The sequence below is a fragment of the Sphingomonas sp. BLCC-B65 genome (assembly GCF_028550675.1).
Lineage (GTDB): Bacteria > Actinomycetota > Actinomycetes > Actinomycetales > Microbacteriaceae > Microbacterium.
Map to the genome: position 1 here is coordinate 885,499 of NZ_JAQQGL010000001.1, position 25,672 is coordinate 911,170.

The 25,672-nt window shown below is 70.0% G+C and carries 26 protein-coding genes; 14 read left to right on the forward strand and 12 right to left on the reverse strand.

The window, feature by feature from the left end; all coding sequences use genetic code 11:
• Positions 1 to 66 precede the first annotated feature (66 nt).
• The 3 genes from PP359_RS04375 to PP359_RS04385 all read left to right on the forward strand — a co-directional run bounded on the left by PP359_RS04375 (position 67) and on the right by PP359_RS04385 (position 1,952).
• A complete protein-coding gene (locus tag PP359_RS04375) occupies positions 67 to 504 on the forward strand; it encodes a TlpA family protein disulfide reductase (protein ID WP_039416574.1) in 438 nt (145 codons plus the stop codon).
• A gap of 106 nt (positions 505 to 610) precedes the next feature.
• Positions 611 to 1,036, forward strand: coding sequence for an OsmC family peroxiredoxin (locus tag PP359_RS04380; RefSeq protein WP_036320048.1), 426 nt, complete (start codon positions 611 to 613; stop codon positions 1,034 to 1,036).
• Entirely contained in the window at positions 1,029 to 1,952 is a 924-nt protein-coding gene (locus PP359_RS04385; protein WP_135948344.1) for a TIGR01777 family oxidoreductase, read from the forward strand. Before PP359_RS04380 ends, PP359_RS04385 begins: the two co-directional genes overlap by 8 nt.
• Here the strand turns inward: PP359_RS04385 and PP359_RS04390 are convergent, their stop codons facing one another.
• Both PP359_RS04390 and dapB read right to left on the reverse strand, forming a co-directional pair.
• The gene (locus PP359_RS04390; protein ID WP_036320055.1) at positions 1,953 to 2,402 is read right to left on the reverse strand and encodes an FxsA family protein; all 450 of its coding nucleotides are present in this window, start codon (positions 2,400 to 2,402) and stop codon (positions 1,953 to 1,955) included.
• Entirely contained in the window at positions 2,399 to 3,217 is an 819-nt protein-coding gene (dapB, locus tag PP359_RS04395) for a 4-hydroxy-tetrahydrodipicolinate reductase (protein ID WP_499249967.1), read from the reverse strand. Before dapB ends, PP359_RS04390 begins: the two co-directional genes overlap by 4 nt.
• A 44-nt stretch (positions 3,218 to 3,261) precedes the next feature.
• Between dapB and PP359_RS04400 the strand changes: the two genes are divergently transcribed.
• Together PP359_RS04400 and PP359_RS04405 are read left to right on the forward strand one after the other, a co-directional pair.
• Positions 3,262 to 3,732, forward strand: a complete 471-nt coding sequence (locus PP359_RS04400) for a GNAT family N-acetyltransferase (RefSeq protein ID WP_378794637.1) — start codon at positions 3,262 to 3,264, stop codon at positions 3,730 to 3,732.
• Positions 3,733 to 3,784: 52 nt separating this feature from the next.
• A complete protein-coding gene (locus tag PP359_RS04405; protein ID WP_112932722.1) occupies positions 3,785 to 4,267 on the forward strand; it encodes a hypothetical protein in 483 nt (160 codons plus the stop codon).
• 176 nt (positions 4,268 to 4,443) lie between these two features.
• Here PP359_RS04405 and PP359_RS04410 read toward each other — a convergent pair whose 3' ends face one another.
• From PP359_RS04410 to PP359_RS04420, 3 genes are all read right to left on the reverse strand, one after another.
• Positions 4,444 to 5,043: a histidine phosphatase family protein gene (locus PP359_RS04410; protein WP_499249968.1), complete on the reverse strand. Its 600-nt coding sequence runs from the start codon at positions 5,041 to 5,043 to the stop codon at positions 4,444 to 4,446.
• 94 nt (positions 5,044 to 5,137) lie between these two features.
• Positions 5,138 to 6,160, reverse strand: a complete 1,023-nt coding sequence (locus tag PP359_RS04415; RefSeq protein ID WP_135948349.1) for an aldo/keto reductase — start codon at positions 6,158 to 6,160, stop codon at positions 5,138 to 5,140.
• Between the two features lie 307 nt (positions 6,161 to 6,467).
• The gene (locus tag PP359_RS04420) at positions 6,468 to 8,747 is read right to left on the reverse strand and encodes a polyribonucleotide nucleotidyltransferase (RefSeq protein ID WP_112932719.1); all 2,280 of its coding nucleotides are present in this window, start codon (positions 8,745 to 8,747) and stop codon (positions 6,468 to 6,470) included.
• Positions 8,748 to 9,033: 286 nt separating this feature from the next.
• On the opposite strand from PP359_RS04420, the gene PP359_RS04425 reads away from it, so the two are divergent.
• A complete protein-coding gene (locus PP359_RS04425) occupies positions 9,034 to 9,207 on the forward strand; it encodes a DUF5302 domain-containing protein (protein WP_162722461.1) in 174 nt (57 codons plus the stop codon).
• A 10-nt stretch (positions 9,208 to 9,217) separates the two neighbouring features.
• On the opposite strand, the gene PP359_RS04430 is transcribed toward PP359_RS04425, so the two are convergent.
• Positions 9,218 to 11,170 (reverse strand): GDSL-type esterase/lipase family protein, encoded by a 1,953-nt coding sequence (locus PP359_RS04430; protein WP_112932718.1) that lies wholly within the window; start codon positions 11,168 to 11,170, stop codon positions 9,218 to 9,220.
• Between the two features lie 151 nt (positions 11,171 to 11,321).
• Between PP359_RS04430 and PP359_RS04435 the strand changes: the two genes are divergently transcribed.
• A complete protein-coding gene (locus tag PP359_RS04435) occupies positions 11,322 to 11,924 on the forward strand; it encodes a DedA family protein (RefSeq protein ID WP_378794628.1) in 603 nt (200 codons plus the stop codon).
• Positions 11,925 to 11,957: 33 nt separating this feature from the next.
• Here PP359_RS04435 and PP359_RS04440 read toward each other — a convergent pair whose 3' ends face one another.
• Positions 11,958 to 13,400 carry a cation:dicarboxylate symporter family transporter gene (locus PP359_RS04440; protein WP_036320258.1) on the reverse strand — a complete coding sequence of 481 codons (1,443 nt, stop codon included), beginning with the start codon at positions 13,398 to 13,400 and terminating at the stop codon, positions 11,958 to 11,960.
• Positions 13,401 to 13,574: 174 nt separating this feature from the next.
• Here PP359_RS04440 and PP359_RS04445 point away from each other — a divergent pair, with 174 nt between their 5' ends.
• Positions 13,575 to 14,840 carry a sensor histidine kinase gene (locus PP359_RS04445; RefSeq protein ID WP_499249969.1) on the forward strand — a complete coding sequence of 422 codons (1,266 nt, stop codon included), beginning with the start codon at positions 13,575 to 13,577 and terminating at the stop codon, positions 14,838 to 14,840.
• Positions 14,837 to 15,517, forward strand: a complete 681-nt coding sequence (locus tag PP359_RS04450; RefSeq protein WP_112932716.1) for a response regulator — start codon at positions 14,837 to 14,839, stop codon at positions 15,515 to 15,517. The genes PP359_RS04445 and PP359_RS04450 overlap by 4 nt, the downstream gene beginning before the upstream one ends.
• A gap of 1 nt (position 15,518) precedes the next feature.
• Here the strand turns inward: PP359_RS04450 and PP359_RS04455 are convergent, their stop codons facing one another.
• A complete protein-coding gene (locus PP359_RS04455) occupies positions 15,519 to 16,886 on the reverse strand; it encodes a glucose-6-phosphate dehydrogenase (protein ID WP_499249970.1) in 1,368 nt (455 codons plus the stop codon).
• A 52-nt stretch (positions 16,887 to 16,938) separates the two neighbouring features.
• Here PP359_RS04455 and PP359_RS04460 point away from each other — a divergent pair, with 52 nt between their 5' ends.
• Positions 16,939 to 18,768, forward strand: coding sequence for a glycoside hydrolase family 15 protein (locus PP359_RS04460; protein ID WP_499249971.1), 1,830 nt, complete (start codon positions 16,939 to 16,941; stop codon positions 18,766 to 18,768).
• Positions 18,769 to 18,820: 52 nt separating this feature from the next.
• On the opposite strand, the gene PP359_RS04465 is transcribed toward PP359_RS04460, so the two are convergent.
• Both PP359_RS04465 and PP359_RS04470 read right to left on the reverse strand, forming a co-directional pair.
• Positions 18,821 to 19,483: a CE1759 family FMN reductase gene (locus tag PP359_RS04465; RefSeq protein ID WP_499249972.1), complete on the reverse strand. Its 663-nt coding sequence runs from the start codon at positions 19,481 to 19,483 to the stop codon at positions 18,821 to 18,823.
• The gene (locus PP359_RS04470) at positions 19,480 to 20,697 is read right to left on the reverse strand and encodes an LLM class flavin-dependent oxidoreductase (protein WP_499249973.1); all 1,218 of its coding nucleotides are present in this window, start codon (positions 20,695 to 20,697) and stop codon (positions 19,480 to 19,482) included. The genes PP359_RS04465 and PP359_RS04470 overlap by 4 nt, the downstream gene beginning before the upstream one ends.
• A 155-nt stretch (positions 20,698 to 20,852) precedes the next feature.
• On the opposite strand from PP359_RS04470, the gene PP359_RS04475 reads away from it, so the two are divergent.
• Positions 20,853 to 21,863 carry an isopenicillin N synthase family dioxygenase gene (locus PP359_RS04475; RefSeq protein ID WP_499249974.1) on the forward strand — a complete coding sequence of 337 codons (1,011 nt, stop codon included), beginning with the start codon at positions 20,853 to 20,855 and terminating at the stop codon, positions 21,861 to 21,863.
• A gap of 116 nt (positions 21,864 to 21,979) precedes the next feature.
• Here the strand turns inward: PP359_RS04475 and rpsO are convergent, their stop codons facing one another.
• A complete protein-coding gene (gene rpsO, locus PP359_RS04480) occupies positions 21,980 to 22,249 on the reverse strand; it encodes a 30S ribosomal protein S15 (RefSeq protein WP_005048780.1) in 270 nt (89 codons plus the stop codon).
• A 160-nt stretch (positions 22,250 to 22,409) separates the two neighbouring features.
• On the opposite strand from rpsO, the gene PP359_RS04485 reads away from it, so the two are divergent.
• The 3 genes from PP359_RS04485 (at position 22,410) to PP359_RS04495 (ending at position 25,060) form a co-directional block, all read left to right on the forward strand.
• Positions 22,410 to 22,631 carry a DUF167 domain-containing protein gene (locus PP359_RS04485; RefSeq protein ID WP_499249975.1) on the forward strand — a complete coding sequence of 74 codons (222 nt, stop codon included), beginning with the start codon at positions 22,410 to 22,412 and terminating at the stop codon, positions 22,629 to 22,631.
• Positions 22,628 to 23,926: an MFS transporter gene (locus PP359_RS04490; protein WP_112932712.1), complete on the forward strand. Its 1,299-nt coding sequence runs from the start codon at positions 22,628 to 22,630 to the stop codon at positions 23,924 to 23,926. Before PP359_RS04485 ends, PP359_RS04490 begins: the two co-directional genes overlap by 4 nt.
• A gap of 114 nt (positions 23,927 to 24,040) precedes the next feature.
• Entirely contained in the window at positions 24,041 to 25,060 is a 1,020-nt protein-coding gene (locus PP359_RS04495) for a DMT family transporter (protein ID WP_499249976.1), read from the forward strand.
• On the opposite strand, the gene PP359_RS04500 is transcribed toward PP359_RS04495, so the two are convergent.
• Complete coding sequence (locus PP359_RS04500; protein ID WP_135948360.1) at positions 25,026 to 25,589, reverse strand: YceI family protein; 564 nt, start codon at positions 25,587 to 25,589, stop codon at positions 25,026 to 25,028. The genes PP359_RS04495 and PP359_RS04500 overlap by 35 nt on opposite strands.
• Positions 25,590 to 25,672 lie beyond the last annotated feature (83 nt).

The window sequence follows — 25,672 nt, forward strand, 5'->3', positions numbered from 1 at the left end:
CGGGACTGTTACGCACGGCCCGTCATCGGAGCCGGTGCACCTCCGGAGGCGGTATCGTGGCAGACCGTGAACATCGTCGATGCCGTGCTCGTGCTGACCGCACTGCTCGCCGTGACCCTCGCCGTCGGACTGCTCCTGCGGTGGACGCAGAATCGTCCCCGCCGGGCCTCGACCGATGAAGTCGTGGAACCGCGACGCCTCGGAGCCGACGCCCTCGGCGAGCGGGCCACCCTGCTGCAGTTCAGCACGCAGATGTGCGCGCGCTGCCCCGGCGTGCACCGCGTGCTGGGATCGATCGCCGATGCCCACGACGGCGTGATGCACCTGGACGTCGATCTCACCGACCGTCCCGACATCGCGAAGCACTTCCACGTGCTTCAGACGCCGACGACGTTGATCCTCGACCGCGACGGGGTCATCCAGACCCGCTTCGGCGGTACTCCCAGCCGCAGCGCGATCGAGCTGGAGCTCGGGCGCGTCACCGCCACCCCCGCCACCGTCTGAGGGTCTGCGCCCGCGCCGGCCGCACCGGTTCCGCGGGAGCCTGGGCCCGTCTAGGCTCGGATGCACACCGCCGATACGCGGCCCGCATCCGACACGAGGAGCACACATGAGCGTCACGAGCGAAGCGTCCACGAGCTGGAAGGGCTCCCTCACGGACGGGTCCGGCGAGATCGCCCTGGAGAGTTCCAACCAGGGTCCGTTCGCCGTCGACTGGAAGGCGCGCAGTGAGGGCTCCGCGTCGGTCACGACCCCGGAGGAACTGCTCGCCGCGGCGCACTCCTCGTGCTTCAGCATGGCACTCTCGCACGCGCTCGCCGGCAACGGGACGCCCCCCGAGAGCATCGAGACCACGGCGTCTGTCACCTTCATCCCGGGCACCGGCATCACCGGCTCGCATCTGAACGTCAACGCGGTGGTCCCGGGGCTGTCGGCCGAGGACTTCGCCCGCATTGCCGGCGAAGCGAAGACGGGATGCCCCGTCTCGGCGGCGCTGGCAGGCATCGAGATCACCCTCGAGGCCACGCTTGCCTGAGAACGACTCGTCGCGCGCCGAGGGGCGCGTCGTCGTCGCCGGAGCCTCCGGCCTGATCGGCCGTGCCCTCGTGGCGAGCCTGCGCGCCGACGGCATCGCCGTGACGCGCCTCGTGCGCCGCCCCAGCGCCGCGCCGGACGAGCTCTCCTGGGATCCGGCGAGCCGACCGCTGCCGCCCTCCGCCCTCGAAGGGGCGCGGGCCGTCGTCGGTCTCAACGGAGCCACCCTCGGGCATTTCCCGTGGACGCGGCGGTACAAGCACGACCTCGTGTGGTCGCGGATCGCGCCGACCCAGGCATTGGCGGCAGCCGTGCGCGCCCTCGGCGATGACGCCCCGCACTTCGTGTCGTCGTCCGCGGTCGGCTACTACCCGTCGGCGACGGGAGTCACCTTCACGGAGTCGTCGCCCCGCGGAGACTCCTTCCTCGCAGACCTCTGCGGCGAGTGGGAGACGGCCGCGACGCGCGGCGCCGGAGATCGTGCCCGCGTGTCCCTGTTGCGGACCGCGCCGGTGGTGCACGCCGACGGTGTTCTCAAGCCCCTTCTGCTGCTGACCAAACTCGGCCTGTCGGGCCCCATCGGGCGCGGAACGCAGGTCTGGCCGCTGATCTCTCTCGACGACGAGGTCCGCGCGATCCGGCATGTCATCGACAACGCCCTCACCGGCCCTGTCAACCTCGCGGGCCCCCAGCGGACGACGGCCAACGACCTCGGCCTGGCGCTCGCGAGACGGATGAACCGCCCCTACCTGCTGCGGGTGCCGGAGTGGGCACTGAAGTTGGTGCTCGGGCGCGATGCGGCGGAGGGACTGCTCACGTGCGACATGAACGTGGTTCCCGAAGCGCTCACGGCATCCGGATTCGTCTTCTCGCACCCGACGGTCGAGGATGCCGTAGCCGCCGCGGTGCCGGCGTGATCAGCGCGTCGTCGGCTTCTTCTCGAGCGTGATCGCCCGCCGAATGGCTTCGCGGGCGCGGCGTCGGTCGCCGGCGCCGTCGTAGGCCAGCCCCAGCCGGAACCAGGCTCGCCAATCGGTCGGGTGCGCCTCGACGTCTTCTCGGTAGTGCGGGAACACGGCGTCGGCCTGCGCACGATCGGGACGGCCGCTCACACGGACATCCATCTCCTCGGTCGGCAGCGCACCCTCGGCCTCCAGACGCCGTGCGAGTCGCTCGGCACTGCGCCCGAATGAGAGCTCTCGCCAGAGCGCCCACCCGGCGATGACGGGCAGGACGAGCAGCGCCACCCCCATCGCGACGCCGATGATCTGCCCCGAGGTCAACAACAGCCACGCGCGCTGTGCGACGAGGACGATGTAGAGGACGAGCAGCGCCGCCATGACGGCGACACCCGCGCGGGCCTTCATGCCCCGGTGACGCGGGCGACCTGGCCCGGAACGGCGCCCTCGTCGATGACCTCGCTCGCCGACGCGGCGTCGCGCGGCGTACCGAGTCCCAGATCGATGAGCGCGTCGAGGCCGATCGTGACCCCGCGCGCGTCGCGCGCGGCTGCGAGGGCGACGCGGATGCCGGGTGCGTAGGCACGTGCCGGCTCGACCGTGTCGTGGACGATCGTCAGCGACTCCCCCGGCCCCGACAGGATCGTCTCCTGCTTCGCGATGACACCGGGTCGTCGCAGAGAGTGGATGGGAACACTGGCGACCTGCTGGCCGCGCGCCCTCTGGTCGACGTGCGGCGATTCCACCGGGCCGACCCCGACGCGGGCGTCGGCGATCAGTTCGGCGGTGCGCACGGCCGTGCCGCTGGGTGAATCCACCTTCGTCTCGCGATGGGTCTCGACGATCTCGATCGAGGGGAACAACGGCGCCGCCGCCGCCGCCAACGCCGTGGCGACGACAGAGCCCAGGGAGAAGTTGGGAATGAAGACCGCGCCCGTGCCCGCCGCCTCGACGAGGGGGCGCACCAGCGCGATCCGTTCGGTGGACCACCCGGAGGTGCCGACGAGCACGTTCTTGCCGCGTTCGATCGCCGCCCGCACCACATCGATCGACACGCCGGGTGTCGACGCGTCGACGACGAGATCGGCCGCGTCGATCTCGGCGAGATCGCTCGCAGAGCCGAGAACGGCGACCGTCTCGAAGTCGTCGAGCTCATCGATCACGCCGGCGATGATCGCACCGAGCTTGCCGGTGCCGCCCACGAGGGCCACTCTCGTCGTCATGGTTCCAGCCTAGGCCGTGCGACCGACACGGTTACGCTCGAGGGATGGTGCTGCTCCACGCCCTCGCCGCCGACGACCCGCGCGCACATGCCCTCCTGGAGGAGTACTTCCAGATGCGCGCCGACGCCTTCCCTCAGGGCCAGGCCTACCGTCCCGTCTTTCCCACGGCATCCGTCTTCACCCCGCCAGCAGGTGTCTTCCTCGTCCTCGTCGACGAGGACGGGGCGGACGTCGGATGCGGCGGCATCCGACGGATCGAGGACGCGCCGACGGGCGTGCGGTACGAGGTGAAGCACCTCTACCTGCAGCCGCGCACGCGCGGTCGCGGCTGGGGTCGGCTGCTGCTGGACGGGCTCGAGGAGCGGGCTCGCGCCTTCGGCGCGGCCGAACTGGTACTCGACACCCACCACACGCTCGAAGCCGCCGGCGCGCTCTACGCACGCTCGGGTTTCACCGCCATCGAGCCCTACAACGAGAACCCCAACGCGACGCGCTGGTACGGCAAGGTGCTCTGAGCTCGGGCGGCTGCATCGACTGACCGGCCGAGGCGCGTGGAAGGATGTCGACATGCCCGCTGGGGAACACGACGTCACCGAACTCGTGGCGGCCGTCGCCTGTTGGCGCGCCGATCTGCCCGGCGCACGAACCCTGCTCGCCGACGCGGCGACGGCGGCGCTGATCGCCGGCAGAGACGGCTACGACCTGGTGCAGCTGGCGCTGATCGATGAGACCGCGAATCGGTTCGACGTCGACGAGTTGATCGACCGGGCAGCGGGCGACGCGGGTATCACCGAGGCGGTTCACTCGGACCTCGAACCGGTCGTCGTGCATCGACTGTGCCACCTCGTTCTTCATGACGAGGTGAGCCCGCGTGCGCTCACGCGGTGGGCACACTCCCGCTACCGTCACGGCGCCGACGACGAGTCGATCGATCTGCTGGCGGTGCTCGACGACGCGTATGACGACGTCGCGGAGGTCGACGGCGATCTTGCGCCGATCGTCGCGGAGATCCGCCGCATCGCCACGCGGATCGTCGCACGCAACGACTGACCAGCGGCGCGGACTGTTCCCAACTCCGGAGAATCGTCGACGTGCGGCCGGAGTTTCCGCGCGGCGGTGCGGGCGCCCCGACAGCCCGGCGAGACTGTCCGGAGTTGTGAACGCCGACCAGCGAGCGCAGGCCGTCGGATACCGCCCGCCGGACGCGGCCGCCGCATCCTGCCGACTCAGACCGGGGGAACCTCGGGCAAGCCCGTGCGCAGCTCCATGGGCAGATGCGCGAGGTCGTTGTGGGTCACGAGAGCCCACGGACGCCCCTTGCGCTGCGCGAGCACGGTGAGGCCGCAGTGCGCCTGATTGATCGTCATCCACCGCCAGTCGGGGGCATCGAGCACCTCACGCACGAACCAGGCGATCACGGCGTTGTGGGTGATGAGCAGTTCGTGGGCGGCGGGCTTTCGCACGAGGAACTCGGCGACCGCGTCGCCCATCTGCGCGCGCCCCGCTTCCATCTCGGCCTCGGTGTAGGAGCCGAAGAACGGCTCGTAGATCGACGGCGTCTCGGGCAGCATCCCGGTGGGGATGCAGTCGAACAGCAGTGCGGACGGCTTCGGGGTCACCGAGGGAAGGCGGCCCGACACGGCGCGAGCCGTCTCGGCCGCGCGCTCCAGGGGCGAGTGCCACACAGCATCCAACGGCACGCCGGAGAGGCGGTCGGCGAGAAGCTCCGCCTGGCGTCTCCCCCGCGGCGACAGCGACCCGTCTTCCAGACCGTGCTCCGCGTCGAGATGTTCTCCGTGTCGCACGAGGTACAGGTAATGCGTCACGTCATACTCGTCTCGCCTGGGGGTGGGGCAGCTCCCAGCCTACGTCAGGCGGTCGACGTCAACCCGGGTCTTGACACGCGACGCCGCGCCGCCTCTACTGCGTGGCGCGCGAGATCTCACCCAGGTGCGAGCGACTGAGCCGCGCGCCCACACCCTGCACGAGTTCTTCGACGTGGGTCACGGCAAAGACGTTCACGATGGGGGCGACCACCGCGCGCTGCGCCAGCAGCCAAGCGATGGCGACGGCGGACGGCGGCACCGACAGTTCGTCACCGATCCGGTCCAGCGCACGCAGCGTACGCGATCCGCGCCGGTTCATGGCCGCAGCCAATTGGATGCCGCGTACCGAATACGCGACCTGCGCACGGTCGCGGTGCACACCGGCGAGATAGCCGTGCTCGAGCGCCTGCGAGGGCGTCACGGCGATACCCTGCGCGCTGGCCACGAGACGCAGATCGCCATCGAACTCGGACTGCCGAAGGATGTTGTACGGGACGTCCAGCACCGTGAGGCGGGGGTAACCCGCCGATGCGAGAATCCGGGCTTCGACCAGCTGGGCGGCCGTGTGGCCGTAGGCTCCCACGGCGCGCACCTTTCCCGACTCGATCAGCCATTCCACCGTCGCCAGGGTGTCTTCGAGGGTTGTCGCGTCATCCGACAGCGCGTCGAGGTAGAGCAGGTCGATCCGGTCCGTGTGCAGCCGCGTGAGCGACGCCTCGACCGCGCGGATGAGGTTCACCGGTCCGAGCCCGGGGTGGTCGGGGTTGGCTCCGACACGAACGGCGACGACGATGTCGTCGCGGATGCCGCGGCGCTGCAGCCACTGCCCGACGATGTGCTCGCTGCGCCCCGCCGCATATCCGTCGGACGTGTGCACCGCGTTGCCACCACGCGCGTGGTACGCGTCGAGAATCGCGTGCGCGGCGGTGAGATCGACATGCCAGCCGAACTCGGCGGCACCGAGGAGGAACGGAAAGACCTCAAGCCCGGACTCGCCGAGCGGAACGCGGATGCCGGCTCCCACGGGTGCCCCCTGAACGGGAATGGGAGCGGAGGGGTGCGCGGGCGGCGCGGTTCTGACGGCCGTCGGTGTCGCGCCGATACCGAAGTAACCCATCCGTTCACCCCCTTCACGAACCGCGGATGCGGTGTCGCTCTTCTTGTCTACCCACCCCCCGATGCGTAGTTCCGAGGGTAGGGCAGACGCGGGTACGGTCCGCGCATTGAGCCCAACGAACGGTAAACATTCCATAACGCTTGCGTCACGGCGTCGCTGTGCGCGGGGGCGGTGTCCCCCATCCGGTGGACACCGGATGAACGAACGGATGCCCGCCCCTCCGAGACGGGAGGAAGCGGGCATCCGTGTCCGGGTCGCCGCCGCGGCACGCTCAGGGTGGATCCCTCAGCGCCGGGCGACGAAGCACTCAGCCTTCGGCGGGAGCCTCCGGGCCTTCGCTGGCCGCCGCACGGCCTTCCTGGTCGGCGGCCTCTTCGAGCACCGGCTCGAGGGACAGCTTGCCGCGGTCGTCGATCTTGGTGATCTTGACGAGCAGCTTCTGGCCGACGCCGAGCACGTCTTCGACGTTCTCGACGCGCTTGCCACCGGCGAGCTTGCGCACCTCACTGATGTGCAGCAGGCCGTCCTTGCCGGGCAGCAGCGAGATGAAGGCACCGAACGCCGCGAGCTTGACGACGGTTCCGAGGAACTGCTCGCCCACCTCCGGGTTGGTGGGGTTGGCGATCGCGTTGACCTGAGCGCGCGCGGCCTCCGCCGACGGGCCATCGGTCGCGCCGATGTAGACGGTGCCGTCCTCCTCGATGGAGATCTGCGCGCCGGTCTCGTCCTGGATCGCGTTGATCGTCTTGCCCTTCGGGCCGATCAGCTCACCGATCTTGTCGACGGGGATCTGCACGCTGATGACGCGCGGCGCGGTCGGCGCCATCTCGTCCGGTCCGTCGATGGCGGCGTTGAGGACGTTCAGGATCGTCATGCGCGCGTCCTTGGCCTGCGTCAGCGCGGCCGTGAGCACCGACGACGGGATGCCGTCGAGCTTCGTGTCGAGCTGGATCGCCGTGACGAACTCGCTCGTGCCTGCGACCTTGAAGTCCATGTCGCCGAGGGCATCCTCGGCGCCGAGGATGTCGGTCAGCGCCGCATAGCGGGTCTGGCCGTCGACCTGGTCGGAGACGAGGCCCATCGCGATGCCGGCCACGGGGGCGCGCAGCGGCACACCCGCGTTGAGCAGCGACAGCGTCGAGGCGCAGACCGAGCCCATCGACGTCGAGCCGTTGGAGCCGAGAGCCTCGGAGACCTGACGGATCGCGTAGGGGAACTCCTCGCGGCTGGGCAGCACCGGCACGAGGGCGCGCTCGGCGAGGAAGCCGTGCCCGATCTCACGACGCTTCGGCGAGCCCACGCGGCCGGTCTCACCGGTCGAGTACGGCGGGAAGTTGTAGTGGTGCATGTACCGCTTGCTCGTCGTGGGCGACAGCGAGTCGATCTGCTGCTCCATCTTCAGCATGTTCAGCGTGGTGACACCCAGGATCTGGGTCTCGCCGCGCTGGAAGATCGCCGAACCGTGCACGCGCGGGATGACCTGCACCTCGGCATCCAGCGGACGGATGTCCGCCAGGCCACGGCCGTCGATGCGCACACCCTCGGTGAGGATGCGGCTGCGCACGATGAGCTTGGTGACCGACTTGTAGGCGCCGCCGAACTCGGCCAGTGCGCTCTCGGGCAGCTCGCCCGCCTCGACGGCGGCGACCAGCTGCGCCTTGACGTCGTCCTTCACGGCGTCGTCGGCGTTCTGACGCTCGATCTTGTCGGCGATCTGGTACACCGGGACGAGGCGGTCGTAGGCGCGACCGGCGACGAAGTCGTAGGTCTCCTTCGCGTACGCCGGGAAGACCGGGTAGGGCTGGATCTCCTTGGCGGCGGTGTTCGCGACGACGTTCTGCGCCGCGACGAGCTCCTTGATGAAGGGCTTGGAGGCCTCCAGACCCTGCGCGACGATCTCCTCGCTGGGCTTGACCGCGCCGGCCTTGATGAGGTTCCAGCTGTTCTCGGTGGCCTCGGCCTCGACCATCATGATCGCGACGTCGCCGTCCTCGAGGACGCGACCGGCGACCATCAGGTCGAACACGGCCTCCTCGACCTGAGCGGCCGTCGGGAACGCGACCCACTGGTCGGCGTGCTCGCCGTGGCCCGGGATGAGCGCGAGACGGACGCCGGCGATGGGGCCGGAGAACGGCAGGCCGGAGATCTGCGTCGACAGCGATGCCGCGTTGATCGCCAGCGCGTCGTAGAACTCGCCCGGGGCGATGCTCAGGACGGTGACGACGATCTGGACCTCGTTGCGCAGGCCATCCACGAACGACGGGCGCAGCGGCCGGTCGATGAGGCGGCACACGAGGATCGCCTCGGTGGAGGGACGGCCCTCGCGGCGGAAGAACGATCCCGGGATCTTGCCGGCCGCGTACGAACGCTCTTCGACGTCGACGGTCAGCGGGAAGAAGTCGAAGCCCTCACGCGGGTGCTTGCCCGCGCTCGTGGCCGACAGCAGCATGGTCTCTTCGTCGAGGTAGGCGGCGACGGCACCCTGTGCCTGCTGCGCCAGTCGTCCGGTCTCGAACCGGATCGTGCGGGTGCCGAATCGGCCGTTGTCGAGAACAGCTTCGGCGGCGGTGATTTCTGGACCTTCCAAGAGGTCTCTCCTTCTTTGTTTAGACTCGCGCGCGCGTTTCGCGCACGAGATCGTGCGAAGGAGCAGGAACAGGCAGATCCAGACGCGCGGCGGCTCCGCGTGCGGCGCCGCCGGGACGATCAGCGCTGGCCACCAGTAGAAAGCCACCGTTCGCATCGGATCGTGTCGAACGGGAACCCACCACAGGGGACCAGCTTCCTGCCGGCCTGCTCCGGATGCCGCGGAAGATCCACGGCAACCTGCTCAACCCTATCAGTCGCACCTCGGCGTGCGTATGGTTGATGCCATGAGCACCGACGACACGACGGCATCCGAGGAGATGAAGCGCAAGTTCAAGGAGGCGCTCGACAAGAAGAACGCGCAGCGTCGCACCGGAGAGGCCCACCTCGACGGCGACTCCGCGGTGCACGGCACCCACGGCGCGGTCACGAAGCGGGAGTTCCGACGCAAGAGCGGCTGACGTTCGCTCCTCACGGCTGCGCCGCGCGCGTGCGCGCGGTGGATCCTCCGGCCGGCAGTTCGATGTAGTCGGTGTGCTTTGCGGTGATCTCGTCGCCCGCTGTGCGTCCGCGCAGGCGCCGCCAGACCCAGGGCAGAGCGTCGCGCAGCAGCCAGGTCCCGGAGACCGGACGGTCCTCTTCCGCGTGCAGGGCGGCATCGAGCGCCCCGAGCGTTTCCACATCGGGCAGCCCGAGCACCTCCGCGGCGCGATACGAGACGAAACGGTGGCCCCGCGAGCTCAGGTGCACCTTGTCGTGCGCCCACTTCTCGAGTTCCCCGACGTCCGGATCGCTGTCGAGGTCGAGCAGGAACGCCCCGTGGGCCGACGCGGTCTCGCGCAGCCGCTCGGCGAAACGGGCGAACCGGCGCGCGAACAGACCCGATGCGCGACGAGCGGGAAGAAACGGTGTCACGAGCAGCACGTCGCTGCCGGCGGCCCGCAGCGCGCCGACGGCCTCGTCCAGGCGATCGGCGAGCGCGTCGGGATCGGCGCGATGCGACACGAGGTCGTTCGCGCCGATCAGCACGGTGGTCAGATCCGGCGCGAGCTCGAGAGCCCGTGGCAGCTGCTCGTCGAGGAGATCCCCTACTCGGCGGCTGCGGACGGCGAGGTTCGCGTAGCGCACCGTCGACGACGACCGCTGTGCAAGGAGCGTCGCCAGACGGTCGGCCCAACCGCGGTATTGCCCCTCGGGCATCCGTGACGTGTCGCACAGGCCCTCGGTGAGCGAGTCGCCGAGCGCCACGACGCGGCTCCACGACCGGGGTGAGGGCGCGGGCGCGAGGGATGCCGGGTGCGGCCCCGGTGTGCGCGCCGCGTCGGCGGCATGCAGCTGCTGCGCCTCGAGGTAGTAGCCGTGGAGCACGTCGACGAGTGCCGGCCAGGTGCGTCCTTCGACGCCGGCGCGCGCCGCCGTACCGAAGGCGCGCCGCTTGGTCACGTCTCCGACGAGGTCACGCACGCGCTCACGCAGATCGCCGAGGTCACCGGGCCGGTAGAGCCAGCCGTCCACGCTGGAGCGGACCAGGTCGACGGGGCCGCCACGTCCGGTGGCCACCACGGGAACCCCGCTGGCGTGCGCCTCCTGGATCGTCTGACCGAACGTCTCGCTCTCCCCCGGGTGCACGAAGACGTCGAAGCCGGCCATCGCCTGGGCGAGCTCCAGACCCGAGAGGTGGCCGAGGAAAACCGCGCCCGGCAGCGTGCGCTCCAGCCGTGCACGCGCGGGCCCGTCGCCGACGATGACCAGCCGCACGCCCGGCATCCGGGCGATCGCGGCCAGATCCTCCACCTGCTTCTCGGGGGCGAGGCGCCCGACATAGCCGACGATGACCTCGCCGGGAGCGATCCAGTGGCGCCACGCGTCACTGCGGCGGTCGGGGTGGAAACGCTCGGTGTCGACGCCGCGACCCCACAGGCGGGTGCGATCGACGCCGAGCTCGTGCAGCTGCGCCAGCGCCGACGACGACGGGGCGAGGGTGAGAGTCGCACGCGCATGCAAGCGGGCGACATGCGCCGCGGTGAGGGCCGTCGCCCGCGGCAGACCGTACTTTCTGGCGTAGGCGATGACGTCGGTCTGGTAGACGGCCACGGTCGGCAGGTCCAGGCTCGCCGCCGCTGCAACGGCACGCCAGCCCAGCACGAACGGCGAGGCGAGGTGCACGACGTCGGGACGGTAGTCGCGCAGGATGCCGGCCAGGGTTCCGGTGCGCCCGAGCGCCACGCGGACCTGTGGGTAGCCCGGCAGCGGCATCGAGGGCAGCAGACGCGTCTGCTGGTCAGAGCGCGCGCCCGGAGCGCCCGGGGCGACGACGAGGGCCTCGTGCCCGCTCGCGGTGAGATGGCGGACCGACTGCAGCACCGAACCGGTGACCCCGTTCATATGAGGCAGGAACGACTCGGCGACGAACGCGACTCTCATGGGTCCAGCGTTGCGGCTGCAGCGCGTGCGACGGGGCCGAATCGGCCTCGGGAACGCAGTGTTCGCCGAACGGTCCCGCGGCGGCCATCCCGACGTCACCGTCGCACGCGCCGTTCCCCGCGCGTTCATGACGGCATGCTATTCCGAAGGCGTGACCGACGCGTGGCTGCAGGCCCTCGCCCAGAGTCCCTGGGCCCTCCCCGCGATGGCCGCCCTCGTCGTCGGCGACGCCTTCCTCGTCGTCATCCCCGGCGAAGCCGCCGTCACGACGCTCGGGGCGCTCGCTGTCGCGGAAGGCTCTCCCCCGCTCGCCGCCGTCATCGTCGTCGCGGCGGCAGCCGCACTGACCGGAGACCTCGGCTGCTACCTCGTCGGCCGCACCGCGGGCCTCGAACGATGGCGCTGGATGCGCGGTCCGAGAGTGGCGGCGGCTCTCGGCGGGGCGCGTAGCGCCTTGGACCGCCGCGGCGCGACGTTGATGTTCACGGCCCGCTTCATCCCGTTCGCCCGCCTCGCCGTGAATCTCGTCGCGGGCGCCTCGCGGATGCCGATGCGGCGATACCTGCTGCTGGCGGCGCCGGCGGCGAGCGCGTGGGCGCTCTATCAGGCCCTGCTGGGGGCGGCCGTCGCCGCACTGATCCCGGGCGGCACCGTCGCCGCGGTCATCGCCTCGGTCGTCGTGGCGATCGTGCTCGGCGCGGCGGCGGACGCGATCGTGGCCCGCGCACAACGGCGCCGCGCCCCCGACGCGTGATCGGGGGCGCGGCGCCGTCGTAGGCGGTTCGGGTCAGCGGACCCCGGCGCGCTCGCGGGCACGCTCCTGCTTCGCCTCGGCTTCGGCGATCGCCGCCTCCTCCAGCCCCTGGGTGCCGACCGCCGCGGTGTCGGTCGACATGCCATCGTGACCGTCGCCGGTGAGGGTGGCCTCGTCGAAGGGGATGCGGCCGGCGAGCACATCGCGCACGCGGTCACGGTCGATCTGCTTCGTCCAGGTGCCGATGAGGAGAGTGGCCACCGCGTTGCCGGTGAAGTTGGTGACCGCGCGACCCTCGGACATGAAGCGGTCGATGCCGACGATGACCCCGACACCGTTGACCAGATCGGGGCGGAACGCCTGCAGACCGCCGGCGAGGGTCGCCAGGCCCGCACCGGTGACGCCCGCGGCGCCCTTGGAGGCGATGATCATGAACACCAGCAGGCCGATCTGCTCGGGGATCGACATCGGCATCCCCATCCCCGTCGCGATGAACAGCGACGCCATCGTCAGGTAGATCGCGGTGCCGTCGAGGTTGAAGGAGTAGCCGGTGGGCACGGTGATGCCCACGACGGGCTTGGACACACCGATGTGCTCCATCTTTCCGATCAGACGCGGCAGAGCCGACTCGGAGGAGCTGGTGCCGATGATGAGCAGGTACTCGCGCGCGAGGTACTTGATGAGGCTGAAGATGTTGACCCGGGTGACCGCGTACAGCAGCGACCCGAGCACGCCGATGATGAACACCGCGCACGTGATGTAGAAGGCGATCATCAGGATGCCGAGGCTCACGATGGCCGAGACGCCGGTCTTGCCGACGACCGCCGCGATCGCGCCGAAGGCGCCGATCGGAGCGAGCCAGAGGATCATTCCGAGGATGCGGAACACCAGCACCTGCAGCTGCTTGACCGCGAACATGATCGGCTCGCCCTTCTTTCCGAGCTGCTGCAGGGCGAAGCCCACCAACAGCGCGATGAAGAGCACCTGCAGGACGCTCGGGCCGGTGAAGGCGCTGAAGAACGTCGTGGGGATGATCCCGAGGAGGAAGCTCACGGTGTCGGTGGCCTCTCCGGACTTGCCGGCGTCGTACGTGGCACCGGCCATGTTCAGCCCTTCACCCGGGTGGATGATGTTGCCGACCACGAGGCCGATCGCGAGGGCGAAGGTCGACATCACGAGGAAGTAGAGCAGTGCGAGGCCCCCGATCTTGCCGACCGTCGCCGCTTTCGCGATCGATCCCACCCCGACGACGATGGTGCAGAAGATGATCGGTGCGATCATCATCTTGATGAGGTTCACGAAGGCCTTGCCGACCGGCTCGAGCCCCTTCGCGAACTCCGGCCAGACGAGGCCGACCACCGCGCCCAGGACCACCGCGATGATCACCGCCACGTAGAGCCAGGTGTGCTTGTCCCACGAGCTCTTGCCGCGGCGCCAGTTGTAGCCGGGGAGCTTGAAAGATGATGTGAGGGCCATGTCCGCCTCCAGGTGTGAACGGGTCGTTGTTCGGGTGGCGCCGACGCTGGCGGCCACACGCACAGAGTGCAGCGTCGGCTGCCTCGTGGTTCACTTGTGGTCGTATTGGTCCCGGCGGCCGCTCCGATACCCGTCGGGACGGCCGACGACCCGCCATCGACCGCCGAGGACGCCATGACCCGAAGAATCGGACGCAGCGCCGCGTCCCGGATCTTCCTGTGGCTGGCCGGCGCCGCTCTCGTGCTGGCTCTCGCCACCGCCGGACTGCTGGTGCTGGAGGCGCAGCGCACGGCACGCGCCGAGGCCGAGCGTGTGACGCAGGCGGTGTCGGCTACCCTCGCCGACCTGGAGGAGGTCTCCACGGCTCTCGCGCAGGGCGACGACGTCACCGCCAGCCAGGCGCTGCAGCCGATGGCGACGGCGGTCATGTCGGACGCGGGTGTCGACTTCGTCACGATCATGGATGCCGACGGCATCCGCGTGACGCACCGCGACCCGGCGCAGATCGGAAAGCGCTACATCGGCACCATCCCGAACACCCCGACAGCCCTCACCGAAGAGTTCAGCGGGACCCTCGGACCGTCGCTGCGCACGATCATGCCGGTGGAGGCGGACGGACGCCTCGTCGGCTGGGTCTCGGTCGGCGTGACGATCCGAACGGTCACCGCGCAAGTGGTGCCGCGGCTGCTCGTGGTCGCCGCCGTCGGCCTCGTGCTCGTCGGCGCCGGGCTCGCCGGCGCGGTGCTCGCCCGCCGCGCGACGCGGTTGGTCGCCGGCGACCTCCCCGCCGGCGCCATCCGCGACACCCTGGCATCCGCGGAGTCGATGCGCACGCTCGGCGAGGCCCTGCGCGCACAGACGCACGAGCACGGCAATCGCATGCACGCTGCCGTCGCACTCATCGAACTGGGACGCACGGATGATGCGATCGGCATCCTGACGGATTCGGCGCGTCAGAGTCAGGCGCTGGTGGACCAGGTCGCGGCCCGCACCGAGGGCGATCCCACCGTCGGGGCGCTGCTGCTCGGCAAAGCCTCGCAGGCGATGGAACGCGGGATCGACTGGTCGACCGACATCGCCCCCGACGCTCCCCGCTCGTTGCTCAGCCCGATCGACGCGGTCGCGCTGGTCGGCAACCTCATCGACAACGCCCTGGACGCTGCCGCGAGCGGTCCGGCGCCGAGGTGGGTGCGCGTGCACATGTCGCGCACGGCGGAGGACGAACTGCTGCTCACCGTCTCCGACTCCGGGGACGGCCCCGACGAGGAGGTGCGTGCACGAATGTTCGAGCGAGGATTCTCGACCAAACCGGCCGGCAGCGACGGTCGGGGCGTCGGGCTGGCGCTGGTGCGTGCCGTCATCGACGAGATCGGCGGGACGATCACCGTCGAGATCTCCCCGACGACGTTCCGCGTCGTCCTGCCGACGGTGCGGTCATGATCGGCGTCCTGCTCGTCGACGACGAGGCGCTGACGCTCGAGCTGCACCGCTCGTACATCGAGCGGGTCGACGGTTTCGAGGTGGTCGCCGAGTGCGCGGGCGCGCGGGCCGCTGTCTCGGCGATTCTGGACGCGCCCGACCGGGAGCGCATCGACCTCGTCCTTTTGGACATGACCATGCCCGACGGCTCGGGCCTGGACGTCCTGCGCCACGTGCGCGCACACGCCGCCGACGTCGACGTCATCGCGATCACCTCGGTACGCGACGCCGACGTCGTCCGTCAGGTGGTCGCCCTCGGCGCGGCGCAGTACCTCGTCAAGCCGTTCACCTTCGCGACCTTCCACGACCGGATGGAGCAATATCGCGCATATCGCGAGCGCGCCCGCGCGACATCGGGGGCAGCGACCCAGTCCGAGATCGACGCGATGCTGGGGGCGCTGCGTCCGACGGGCACGATCGGACTGCCGAAGGGGCTGTCCCCCGCGTCGCTGGAACGGGTGTCCCAGGCCGTCCGCGAAGGCGGCGGACTGTCGGCGACCGAAGCCGCCGACGCCTTGGGAATGTCGCGCGTGGCAGCCCGGCGCTACCTCGAGCACCTCGCCGAGGCCGGCCGCGTCGAGCGCACGCCCCGCTACGGCACGCGCGGACGGCCGGAGACCGAGTACCGCTGGAGATGACTCAGGAAACGCCCCACCCGTCGGGACCGTCCGATCCGGCAGGGTAGTCATCCATGGGCACGTCGCCGCGCCGCCACGCGTCGCGGACGGGCTGGATGATGCGCCAGCACTCCTCGGCGGCGTCGCCGCGCACGGCCAGCATGGCGTCGCCGTCGAGGATCGCGGCGAGAACCTCCGTGTACGCGGCGTGGGTGCCGAGGCCGAGGTCGGCCTCGAGCGTCGCGCGGTGCAGAGCGAACGGCTCGTCACCGCCATTGACCGAGATCTCCATCGTGAGCTTGTCCGGCCCGAGTCCGAAGCGCAGGACGGCACCACTCGCATCGCCGTTGAACCCCAGCGGCAGGTGGCGCACGGGATGCAGGACGACGTCGACCTCTGCTCGCTTGGCGGCCAGGGCCTTCCCGGAGCGCAGGGTGAACGGCACGCCCGCCCACCGGGCGTTTCGCACCTCGACGCGCACCTGGGCGAGCGTCTCGGTCTCCCGCGCGGGATCGACGCCCGGCTCGTCGACGTACGACGGCATCCGTTCCTCGCCCGCCGTGCCGGCCGTGTAGCGCGCGCGGTGCGAGGAGCGCACGGCGTTGTCGTCCCAGACGTGCGTCGCCCGCAGCACCGCCGCGGTGGCGTCACGCACGTCCGTCGCGGTGAGGGCCGCGGGGGGCTCCATCGCGACGACGGCCATCACCTGCAGCAGATGGCTTTGGATCATGTCGACGAGTGCCCCGGCGTGATCGTAGAAGCCCGCACGCCCCTCCAACCCGAGGGTCTCGTCGAAGCGGATCTCGACCCGCTCGATGTGCTCCGCTGACCAGATGGGCTCCAGAAGCCGGTTCGCGAACCGGGCGCCGAGCACGTCGAGAACGGTGGAGCGGCCGAGGAAGTGATCGACGCGGAAGACCTGCTCCTCGGGCAGCAGCTTCAGCAGTACCGCATTGAGTTCACGCGCGCTGGCTTCGTCTTCACCGAACGGCTTCTCCAACGCGAGGGTCGTCCCCTCGGGCAGATCGGCCGGAGACAGCGCCGCGCAGGCGGCCGCCGCCGCAGCGGGCGGCACGGCGAAGTACAGCACGAGCCGCCCCTCCGGGACGGCGCCGATCACCGCGCGCAGGCCCGCGGCGGTCGTCGCGTCGGCCGTGATGAACGGCGTCGATGCGACAGCGGAGAAGGCATCGTCCGCTCCGGCTTCCCGGAACGCGGTCCGCACACGTCGCCGCCACTGCGCGTCGCTGATCTCGGTGCGACCGACACCGACCAGATGCAGCTGCCGTTGCGGTTGTCCTCGCAGCAGATCGGCGAGCGCCGGCAGCAGCAGTCGCTGTGTCAGATCGCCGCTTGCCCCGATGATCACCAGTGTCGACACGTCAGCCATGTGCACACCCTATGTCGCCCGGTGCGGGGCGGCGAGGGGGCAGAATCATTCCGTGGCAGATGCATACGCGGGCCGGATCTCTTCCCCCACGCCCATCGAGGATTACGCGCTCCTGAGCAGCTGCCGCACGGCGGCGCTGGTCTCGCGCGACGGATCGATCGACTGGCTGTGCCTGCCGCGGTTCGATTCGGCATCCGTGTTCGCCGCCCTCCTCGGCGACGACCATCAGGGACGATGGGCGCTGCGGCCCGTCGATCCCGACGCGCGGGCGACACGGCACTACGACGGCGACACCTTCACCCTCATCACGCGCTGGGAGAGCGCGGACGGCGTGGCCGAGGTGCACGATTGTCTGCCCGTCGATCCCCGGCATCTCGACGTCGTGCACCGCGTCGACCTGGTGCGCCGCGTCGTCGGCATCAGCGGCCGCATCGAGTTCGAGCAGCAGGTGAGGCTGCGCTTCGACTACGCCCGCGCGCTGCCGTGGGTGCGCCAGACCGGGACGGCCGACGCCCCCGAGGTGACGGCGATCGCCGGACCGGATGCTGTGGCCCTGCGCGGTGCACCGTTGACGGCCACCGACCACGTGCACCGCGGCACGCTGAGCATCGCCGCGGGCGAGCACCGCGACCTCACGCTCACCTGGCATGCCTCGCACCGCCCTGTCCCCGCCCCGCTGGACGTCGAGGATGCCCTGCAGTGCACGCGCGAATGGTGGAGCGCGTGGGCCGAACGCATCGACGTGCACGGGCCGCACCGCGACGTCGTCGTGCGTTCGCTGTTGACCTTGCGCGCGCTCACGCACCGCGACACGGGCGGCATCATCGCCGCACCCACCACGTCGCTGCCCGAACAGTTCGGCGGCGAGCGCAACTGGGACTACCGCTTCGTCTGGTTGCGAGACGCCTCGCTGACGATCGAGGTGCTCCTCGGCCAGGGCTTCGCGCACGTCGTGGCGCACTGGCAGCGCTGGCTGCTGCGGGCGATCGCGGGCGACCCGGCCGACCTGCAGATCGTCTACGGCATCGCCGGCGAGCGCGACCTCCTCGAGCGGGAGCTCGACGACCTACCCGGCTATGGCGGCGCCGCGCCCGTGCGGATCGGCAACGGCGCGGCGCAGCAGTATCAGGCCGACGTGACCGGTGAGGTCATGACGTGCCTGTTCGCCGCGCGTGCTGCCGGCATCGAGCAGTCGGCGATCTCGTGGCCGTTGGAGCGCGCGCTGCTGCGCCGTGCCGAGGAGCGCATCGACGAACCCGATCAGGGCATCTGGGAGATCCGCGGTGCGCCGCAGGTCTTCGTGCACTCCCGGGCCATGGTGTGGGCGGCATTCGATCGCGGCGTGCGCTCGGTGCGCGAACACGGTCTGCACGGCCCCGACGCGCACTGGGAGCAGCTGCGCGACCGGGTGCGCGCCGACATCGACGCTCACGGAGTCTCCCCACGAGGCCATTTCGTGCAGCACACCGCGACGGACGCGGTCGATGCCTCGCTGCTGTTGCTTCCGACGGTCGGATTCTGCGCCGCGGACGACCCGCGCATGCTGGCCACCGTGGCCGAGATCGAGCGCACTCTCATGGTCGACGGCCTCGTGCTGCGCTATCGCACCGAGTCGGGGGTGGACGGGCTGGAAGGCACGGAGAACCCGTTCCTGGCGTGTTCGTTCTGGCTCGTCGAGCAGTACGCGGCGAGCGGCCGTCTCGCCGACGCGCGGGCGCTCATGGACCGCGCCTGTGCCCGCGCGAACGATGTCGGCCTGCTGTCCGAGGAGTACGACGTGGCCGAGAAGCGGCAGGCCGGCAACACTCCGCAGGCGCTCTCGCACCTGGCTCTCGTGCGCGCGGCATCCGCCCTCGCCCGCGCTGAGGCCGCAGCCGGCTGAGACGGCGATGCCCCCGACCGCGCCGGAGCGTGATCGGGGGCGTCGCCAGGAGTCACTCCCCGGCGAGACCGCCGAGCAGGTGACCGAACGAGCGGCCCTCCCCGAGGTAGTTCGCCGGATCGAACGGGTCGCCGCTGCCGGCGGGCTGACGGCGCGCGACGGCCTCGGCCAGTTCGCGGGCACCGCGCTCGACGCGCGAGCTCAGCGGCGCGACCTGATCGGCCGCGGCGCCCCAGTCGCTGGATGCCGCGAACACACCCGTCGAGACGGCTTCGGCGTGCAGGTAGGCGAACAGCGGGCGGATGGCGTAGTCGATCGCGAGCGAATGCCGCGCCGTGCCGGCGTTGGCGCCGATCAGCACGGGCTTGCCCGTGAGCGCGTCGGGGTCGAGCACGTCGATGAACGACTTGAACAGCCCCGAGTAGCTCGTGGAGAAGATCGGGGTGACCACGATGAGGGCGTCAGCCGACACGACCGTGTTGATGGCCGACTCCAGCGCGGGTGGAGCGAAGCCGGTCAGGAGGTTGTTCGTGATGTCGTGTGCGAGATCGCGCAGTTCGATCGTGTCGACGGTGGCCTGGATGGGCGCGCCGTCAGGACCCGTCAGCTCAGCCAGCGCCGCGACCGTCGCCGCCGCCAGGCGGTCGGCGAGCATGCGCGTGGACGAGGGATTCGACAGGCCGGCCGAGACCACGGCGATGCGACGCGCGCTCATCGGGTCGCCCCCACCCCGAACGCGGCACCGGCGGGGGCGGGGGCGTCCTGGTAGGGCGAGGGCCCGCTCAGGTTGTCACCGCGGTTGGCGCGCGGCGTCGCCTGGCGTGAGGGTCCGTCGCCGTAGGCGGCGCGGACCAGAGAGGCGTGCGTCGGGGCGTCCGGCACGTTCTCGGGACGGTCCTTCGCGAACTCCTTGCGCAGCGCCGGCACGACCTCGCCGCCGAGGAAGTCGAGCTGCTCCAGCACCGTCTTCAGCGGCAGGCCGGCGTGATCCATGAGGAACAGCTGGCGCTGGTAGTCGCCGAAGATGTCGCGCATCCCCGCGTAGCGGTCGATGACCTGCTGCGGCGAGCCGACGGTCAGCGGCGTCATCTCGGTGAAGTCCTCCATCGACGGGCCGTGGCCGTACACCGGGGCGTTGTCGAAGTACGGACGGAACTGGTTCACGGCATCCTGCGAGTTCTTCGCCATGAACGCCTGGCCGCCCAGGCCCACGATCGCCGTCTCCGGTGCGCCGTGGCCGTAGTGCTCCCAGCGCTGGCGGTAGAGACCGATGAGGCGCTGGTAGTGCTCGGCCGGCCAGAAGATGTTGTTCGCGAAGAAGCCGTCGCCGTAGTACGCGGCCTGCTCCGCGATCTCGGGCGTGCGGATCGAGCCGTGCCAGACGAAGGGCGCGACGCCGTCGAGGGGCCGCGGGGTCGCGGTGAAGCCCTGCAGCGAGGTGCGGAACTTGCCCTCCCAGTCCACGACGTCCTCACGCCACAGCTTGTGCAGCAGCGCGTAGTTCTCGATCGACAGCGGAAGACCCTGACGGATGTCCTTGCCGAACCAGGGGTAGACGGGCCCCGTGTTCCCGCGGCCGAGCATGAGGTCCATGCGGCCACCGGAGAGGTGCTGCAGCATCGCGTAGTCCTCGGCGATCTTCACGGGGTCGTTCGTCGTGATCAGCGTCGTCGAGGTCGAGACGATGAGCCGCTCGGTCTGGGCGGCGATGTACGCCAGCGTCGTCGTGGGCGACGACGACCAGAACGGCGGGTTGTGGTGCTCGCCGAGCGCGAAGACGTCCAGGCCCACCTCTTCGGCGTGCTTCGCGATCTCCACGGTGGCGCGGATGCGCTCGGCCTCGCTCGGCGTGTGGCCCGTGGTGGGGTCCTGCGTGATGTCGCTGACGGTGAAGATGCCGAACTGCATCTGCGGGCTCTTCTCGTTCACGGTGTCCTTCGCCTTCCGGATGCCTCGGCATCCATTCCATGCAAGTGAATGTATCTCGTACAACACCGCAGTGTCCAGGTTATTCCCGACCCGCACACCGGTAACCGGACGCAACATGCCGCCGGCGCCGGTATCAGGACGCCTACCCTCGCCTCATGAGCGATCTCACTCTCCCCGTGCTCGACCTCTCGCTGCTGGACGCGGGGCCGGCGGCGGCAGCGCGCTTCCGCGACGAGCTGCGATCGGCGACGCACGACGTCGGGTTCTTCTATCTCACCGGCACCGGCGTCACCCCCGAGCTGGAACAGCGCCTGCATCACGCAGCGCGGGACTTCTTCGCCTTGCCGGAAGCCGACAAGCTCGCGATCGAGAACGTGACGAGCCCGCACTTCCGCGGGTACACGCGGGTGGGCGGGGAACGCACCCAGGGAAAGGTCGACTGGCGCGAGCAGATCGACATCGGGCCGGAACGGGAGGCTGTCACGGACCCCGACGCTCCCGACTTCGCGCGACTGATCGGCCCGAACCTCTGGCCGGCGGCTCAGCCAGAACTGCGCGAGGTCGCCGCGCTGTGGCAGGAGCAGCTCACCGGCGTCGCGCGAAAGCTGCTGCGCGCGTGGGCGCTCGCCCTCGGCGCCTCCGAAGGATACTTCGACGACCACTTCGGAGAACCCTCGACGCTGCTGAAGATCGTGCGCTACCCCGGCTCGGCCTCCCCCGAGCCCGCGCAGGGCGTGGGTGCGCACAAGGACTCCGGCGTCGTCACACTGCTGTGGGTCGAGCCCGGCAAGGGTGGGCTCCAGGTCGAGCGCGACGGCGAATGGGTCGACGCGCCGCCCGTGCCGGGAGCATTCGTCGTGAACATCGGCGAGATGCTCGAGTACGCGACCGGCGGCTATCTCATCGCCACCAATCACCGAGTCGTCTCGCCGCGGCATCCGGACGATCGCATCTCGGTGCCCTTCTTCTTCAACCCCGCCCTCGACGCGCGGCTGCCGCTCATCGAACTGCCGCTGGAGATGGCCGCACAGGCGCGCGGGGTGACGCAGGACCCGACGAACCCGATTCACGGCCTCTACGGCGAGAACGCCCTCAAGTCGCGCCTGCGCGCGCATCCCGACGTCGCCGAGCGCTGGCACGCCGACCTGCTCGCCGCCCGCGCCTGACCCCGCCCGCGCCTCCGGCCGCGGCGGCAACGGGCCGTGGAATGACGAGAGCCTCCCCACACCGTGGGGAGGCTCTCCAAGAATGTTTTGCGCGATTGAACGCTGGGCGCGAAGCCTTAGCGGCGCAGACCGAGACGCTCGATGAGCGAGCGGTAACGGTTGATGTCGATGTCCTGCAGGTAACCCAGCAGGCGACGACGCTGACCGACGAGCAGGAACAGGCCACGACGCGAGTGGTGGTCGTGCTTGTGCTCCTTGAGGTGCTCGGTGAGGTCCTTGATGCGCTGCGTCAGCATCGCGACCTGCACCTCGGGGGATCCGGTGTCACCGGGGTGCGTCGCGTACTCTTCGATGATCGCCTTCTTGACGTCTGCTTCCAGTGCCATAGGTGATCCCCTTCCTCTTCGTTGCGCGGCGCCCGACGCCTGATGCGTGGGCTCTCTTTATCCGCGGCCGATCGAACGGCAACCTCAGGAGTCTACCAGCGCCGAGCCCGTCCCGGAAACTCGGCGCCGCGGCCCGGGCGAATCCTCTTAGGCTCGAGGCGTGCAGTTCTCCGTCCACGTCAAACCCGGCAGCCGCAAGGGCCCCCTCGTCGAGCAGGATGCCCAGGGCCTCACGGTCTTCGTGCGCGAGCGCGCCGTCGACGGCGCAGCCAACGACGCGGTGACGCGCGTACTCGCCGATCACTTCGGCGTGGCGCCGCGCGACGTCACGATCCTCCGCGGACACGCCTCGCGTCACAAGCGCGTCGAGGTGGACGCATGAGCGGCAGCCACCTGATCGATCTGACGCCGTTCCGGCACAGCCCTGCGTTCGCGCGACTGTGGATCGGCTCGACGCTGTCGGGGCTCGGCGGCCAGCTCACGATCATGGCCGTCATGCTGCACATGTACGCACTGACATCGTCGACGTTCGCCGTCTCGATGATCGCCGTGGCGGGTTTAGTGCCGATGGTGCTCGCGGGCATCTACGGCGGCATGCTCGCCGACGCCTTCGACCGGCGCACCGTGGCTCTGACGGCCGCGACCGTCACCTTCGCCTCCACGCTGCTGTTGGCCGTCCTGGCCTGGACGCAGCAGGAGGCCGTCTGGTCGCTCTACGTCCTCAGCGTCGTCAACGCGGCCGCCAACTCCATCGTGATGGCGAGTCGCTCCGCGATCATCCCACGCCTTCTCCCCCGCGAGCTGCTGCCCTCCGCGGCGGCCTTGCAGGGCGTTACGGTGGGCATCATGGTCATGGCCGGTCCCGCACTGGCGGGGATCCTGGTGGCGACCACCGGATACGCCTGGACCTACTCGATCGACGTCATCCTCATGCTCAGCCTGTTCCTCGGGCTCTGGACGTTGCCCGCCATGCGCCCCGAGGGCGAGACGGTGCGCCCGGGGCTGGAGTCGCTCAAGGACGGGATCGCGTTCCTGAAACGTGCGCCGAACATCCGCCTGCAGTTCGTGATGGACATCGTCGCGATGACCTTCGGGCAGCCGCTCGCACTGTTCCCGGCACTCGGGATGGTGCTGCTCGGGGGCGGGCCGGTCACGGCCGGCATCCTCACCGCCGCGATCGCGGCCGGCGCCTTCCTCTCGAGCCTGTTCTCCGGGCGCGTCGGCGGATATCGCTGGCATGGACGAGGCATCGCGCGCGCGGTCGAGGTGTACGGCGCGGCCATCGGCGCCTTCGCTCTCGCGTTGGTGCTCGCCGCGGTCGGCGTCGGCGCCCCGGATGGAGTCGATGCCGACCACGCGAACATCGCGATGATCGTCGCCGCCTGCGTGGCGCTGGCCGTCGGCGGCGCCGCCGACAACGTGAGCGCGATCTACCGCTCCACCATGCTGCAGGCTGCGGTGCCGGATGTCGTGCGGGGACGGCTGCAGGGAATCTTCATCGTCGTCGTGGCCGGCGGCCCGCGCATCGGGGCGCTCTACGCCGGCACGCTCGCCACGATCACCACGCTGTGGTTCCCGCCGCTGGTGGGCGGCATCCTGATCATCGCGATCGTCGCGACCCTCGCGCGTCTGTACCCGGGGTTCCGCAGCTACGACGCCGAGAACCCCGTTCCCTGACACTCGATCCCTGACGCTCGATGCCGCGACCGATTCCTGCCAGGCTTCGGCGGGTTTCGGACGTGGCGTACCGCGGGCGCCGACCGCGTCCGCGGCCGCCGCTAGAGTCGGCGCGTGACCCGCTCGCCCGCTCCCACCCCGGTTCGCCCGGGGCCCTCCTCGGCGGCGATCGCCGTCCAGTTCGTCCTCATGGGGATCATCTGGGGATCGAGCTTCCTGTTCATGAAGGTCGCCCTCGGCGGCATCTCTCCCGCGCAGGTCGCGTGGGGGCGTCTCGTGCTGGGCGCGGCCACGCTCGGCGTCTTCGTCCTCGTCCGTCGCGACCGACTGCCCGGCCTGGGCCGCGAGGACGCCCGAGTGTGGGGCCACATGACGGTGCTCGCGGTGAGCTTCTGCGTCGTGCCGTTCCTGCTGTTCTCGTGGGCCGAGCAGCACGTGTCGTCGGGTTTGGGAAGCATCTACAACGCGACGACGCCGATCATGACCGCGATCATGGCGGCGCTCGTGTTCCGCGTGGAGCGCCTGAAGCCGGTGCAGATCGCGGGCATCGCCGTCGGCATCGGCGGGGTGGTGGTGATCATCGCACCGTGGACCGGCCTCGACCTCACGCAGAGCCTGCTCGCTCAGCTCGCCCTTCTCGGCGCGACCGCGTGCTACGGCTTCAGCCTCGCGTACATGCGCCGCTTCCTCGCGAACTCGGGCATGAGCCCTCTCGCCTTCTCTTTCGTGAACATCGGGATCGCCGCGGTGATCATGACGATCGTGGCGCCGGCAGTGGCCCTCACGCCCGTACGGCTGGACCCGTGGATCGTGGTGAGCATGGTGCTGCTGGGCTGCCTCGGCACGGGCGTGGCCTACATCTGGAACCAGAACACGCTGCGGGCCTGGGGGCCCACGGCCGCGTCGACCGTGACGTACATCACGCCGGTCGTGGGCGTGGCGCTGGGCTTTCTCGTCCTCGGTGAACGCATCGGCTGGCACGAGCCGGTCGGCGCCGGGATCGTCTTCCTCGGCATCCTCCTCGCGCAGAACCGACTCCGAATGCCGCAACGGCGGCCGTTCCCCGGGAACGGGAACGACCGCCGTCGGACGGAGGGACTCAGGCCTGGAGCGAACCCTGCAGGTCGAGCGTGATCGTGACGTCCTTGCCGACGAGCACGCCGCCGGTCTCGAGGGCCGCGTTCCACGTCAGACCGAAGTCCTCGCGGTTGATGACGCCCGTCGCAGTGGCACCGGCCTTGTAGTTCCCATAGGGGTCGGTGCCGAAGCCGCCGAACTCGAGCTCGAAGGTCACCGGCTTGGTGACACCGTGGATCGTGAGGTCGCCGTCGACGAGGAAGTCGCCGTCCTGGTAACGGACACCGGTGGAGACGAACTCGATCGTCGGGAACTGCGCCACATCGAAGAAGTCGGCGCTGCGCAGGTGGTTGTCGCGGTTCTCGTCGTTCGTGTTGATGGAGGCGACGTCGACGGTCGCGCTGACCTTCGCCTCGAGCGGGTTCTCCGGAGCCTCGATGGTGGCGCTCTTGAGACCGAAGACGCCGCGCACCTTCGAGATCATCATGTGGCGGAGGCTGAAGGTGACCTCGCTGTGCGCGGGGTCGAGCACCCAGGTGCCGGCCTTGTAGCCAGGGATCTCGGGAACGGTGGTGGTGTCGGTCATGTCTGCCATCCTTCGTCGGGGAAACGGTCTGCGGCTAGTCAACACGCGGAATCCGTATGTATTCCCACACATGGAAAAACTCT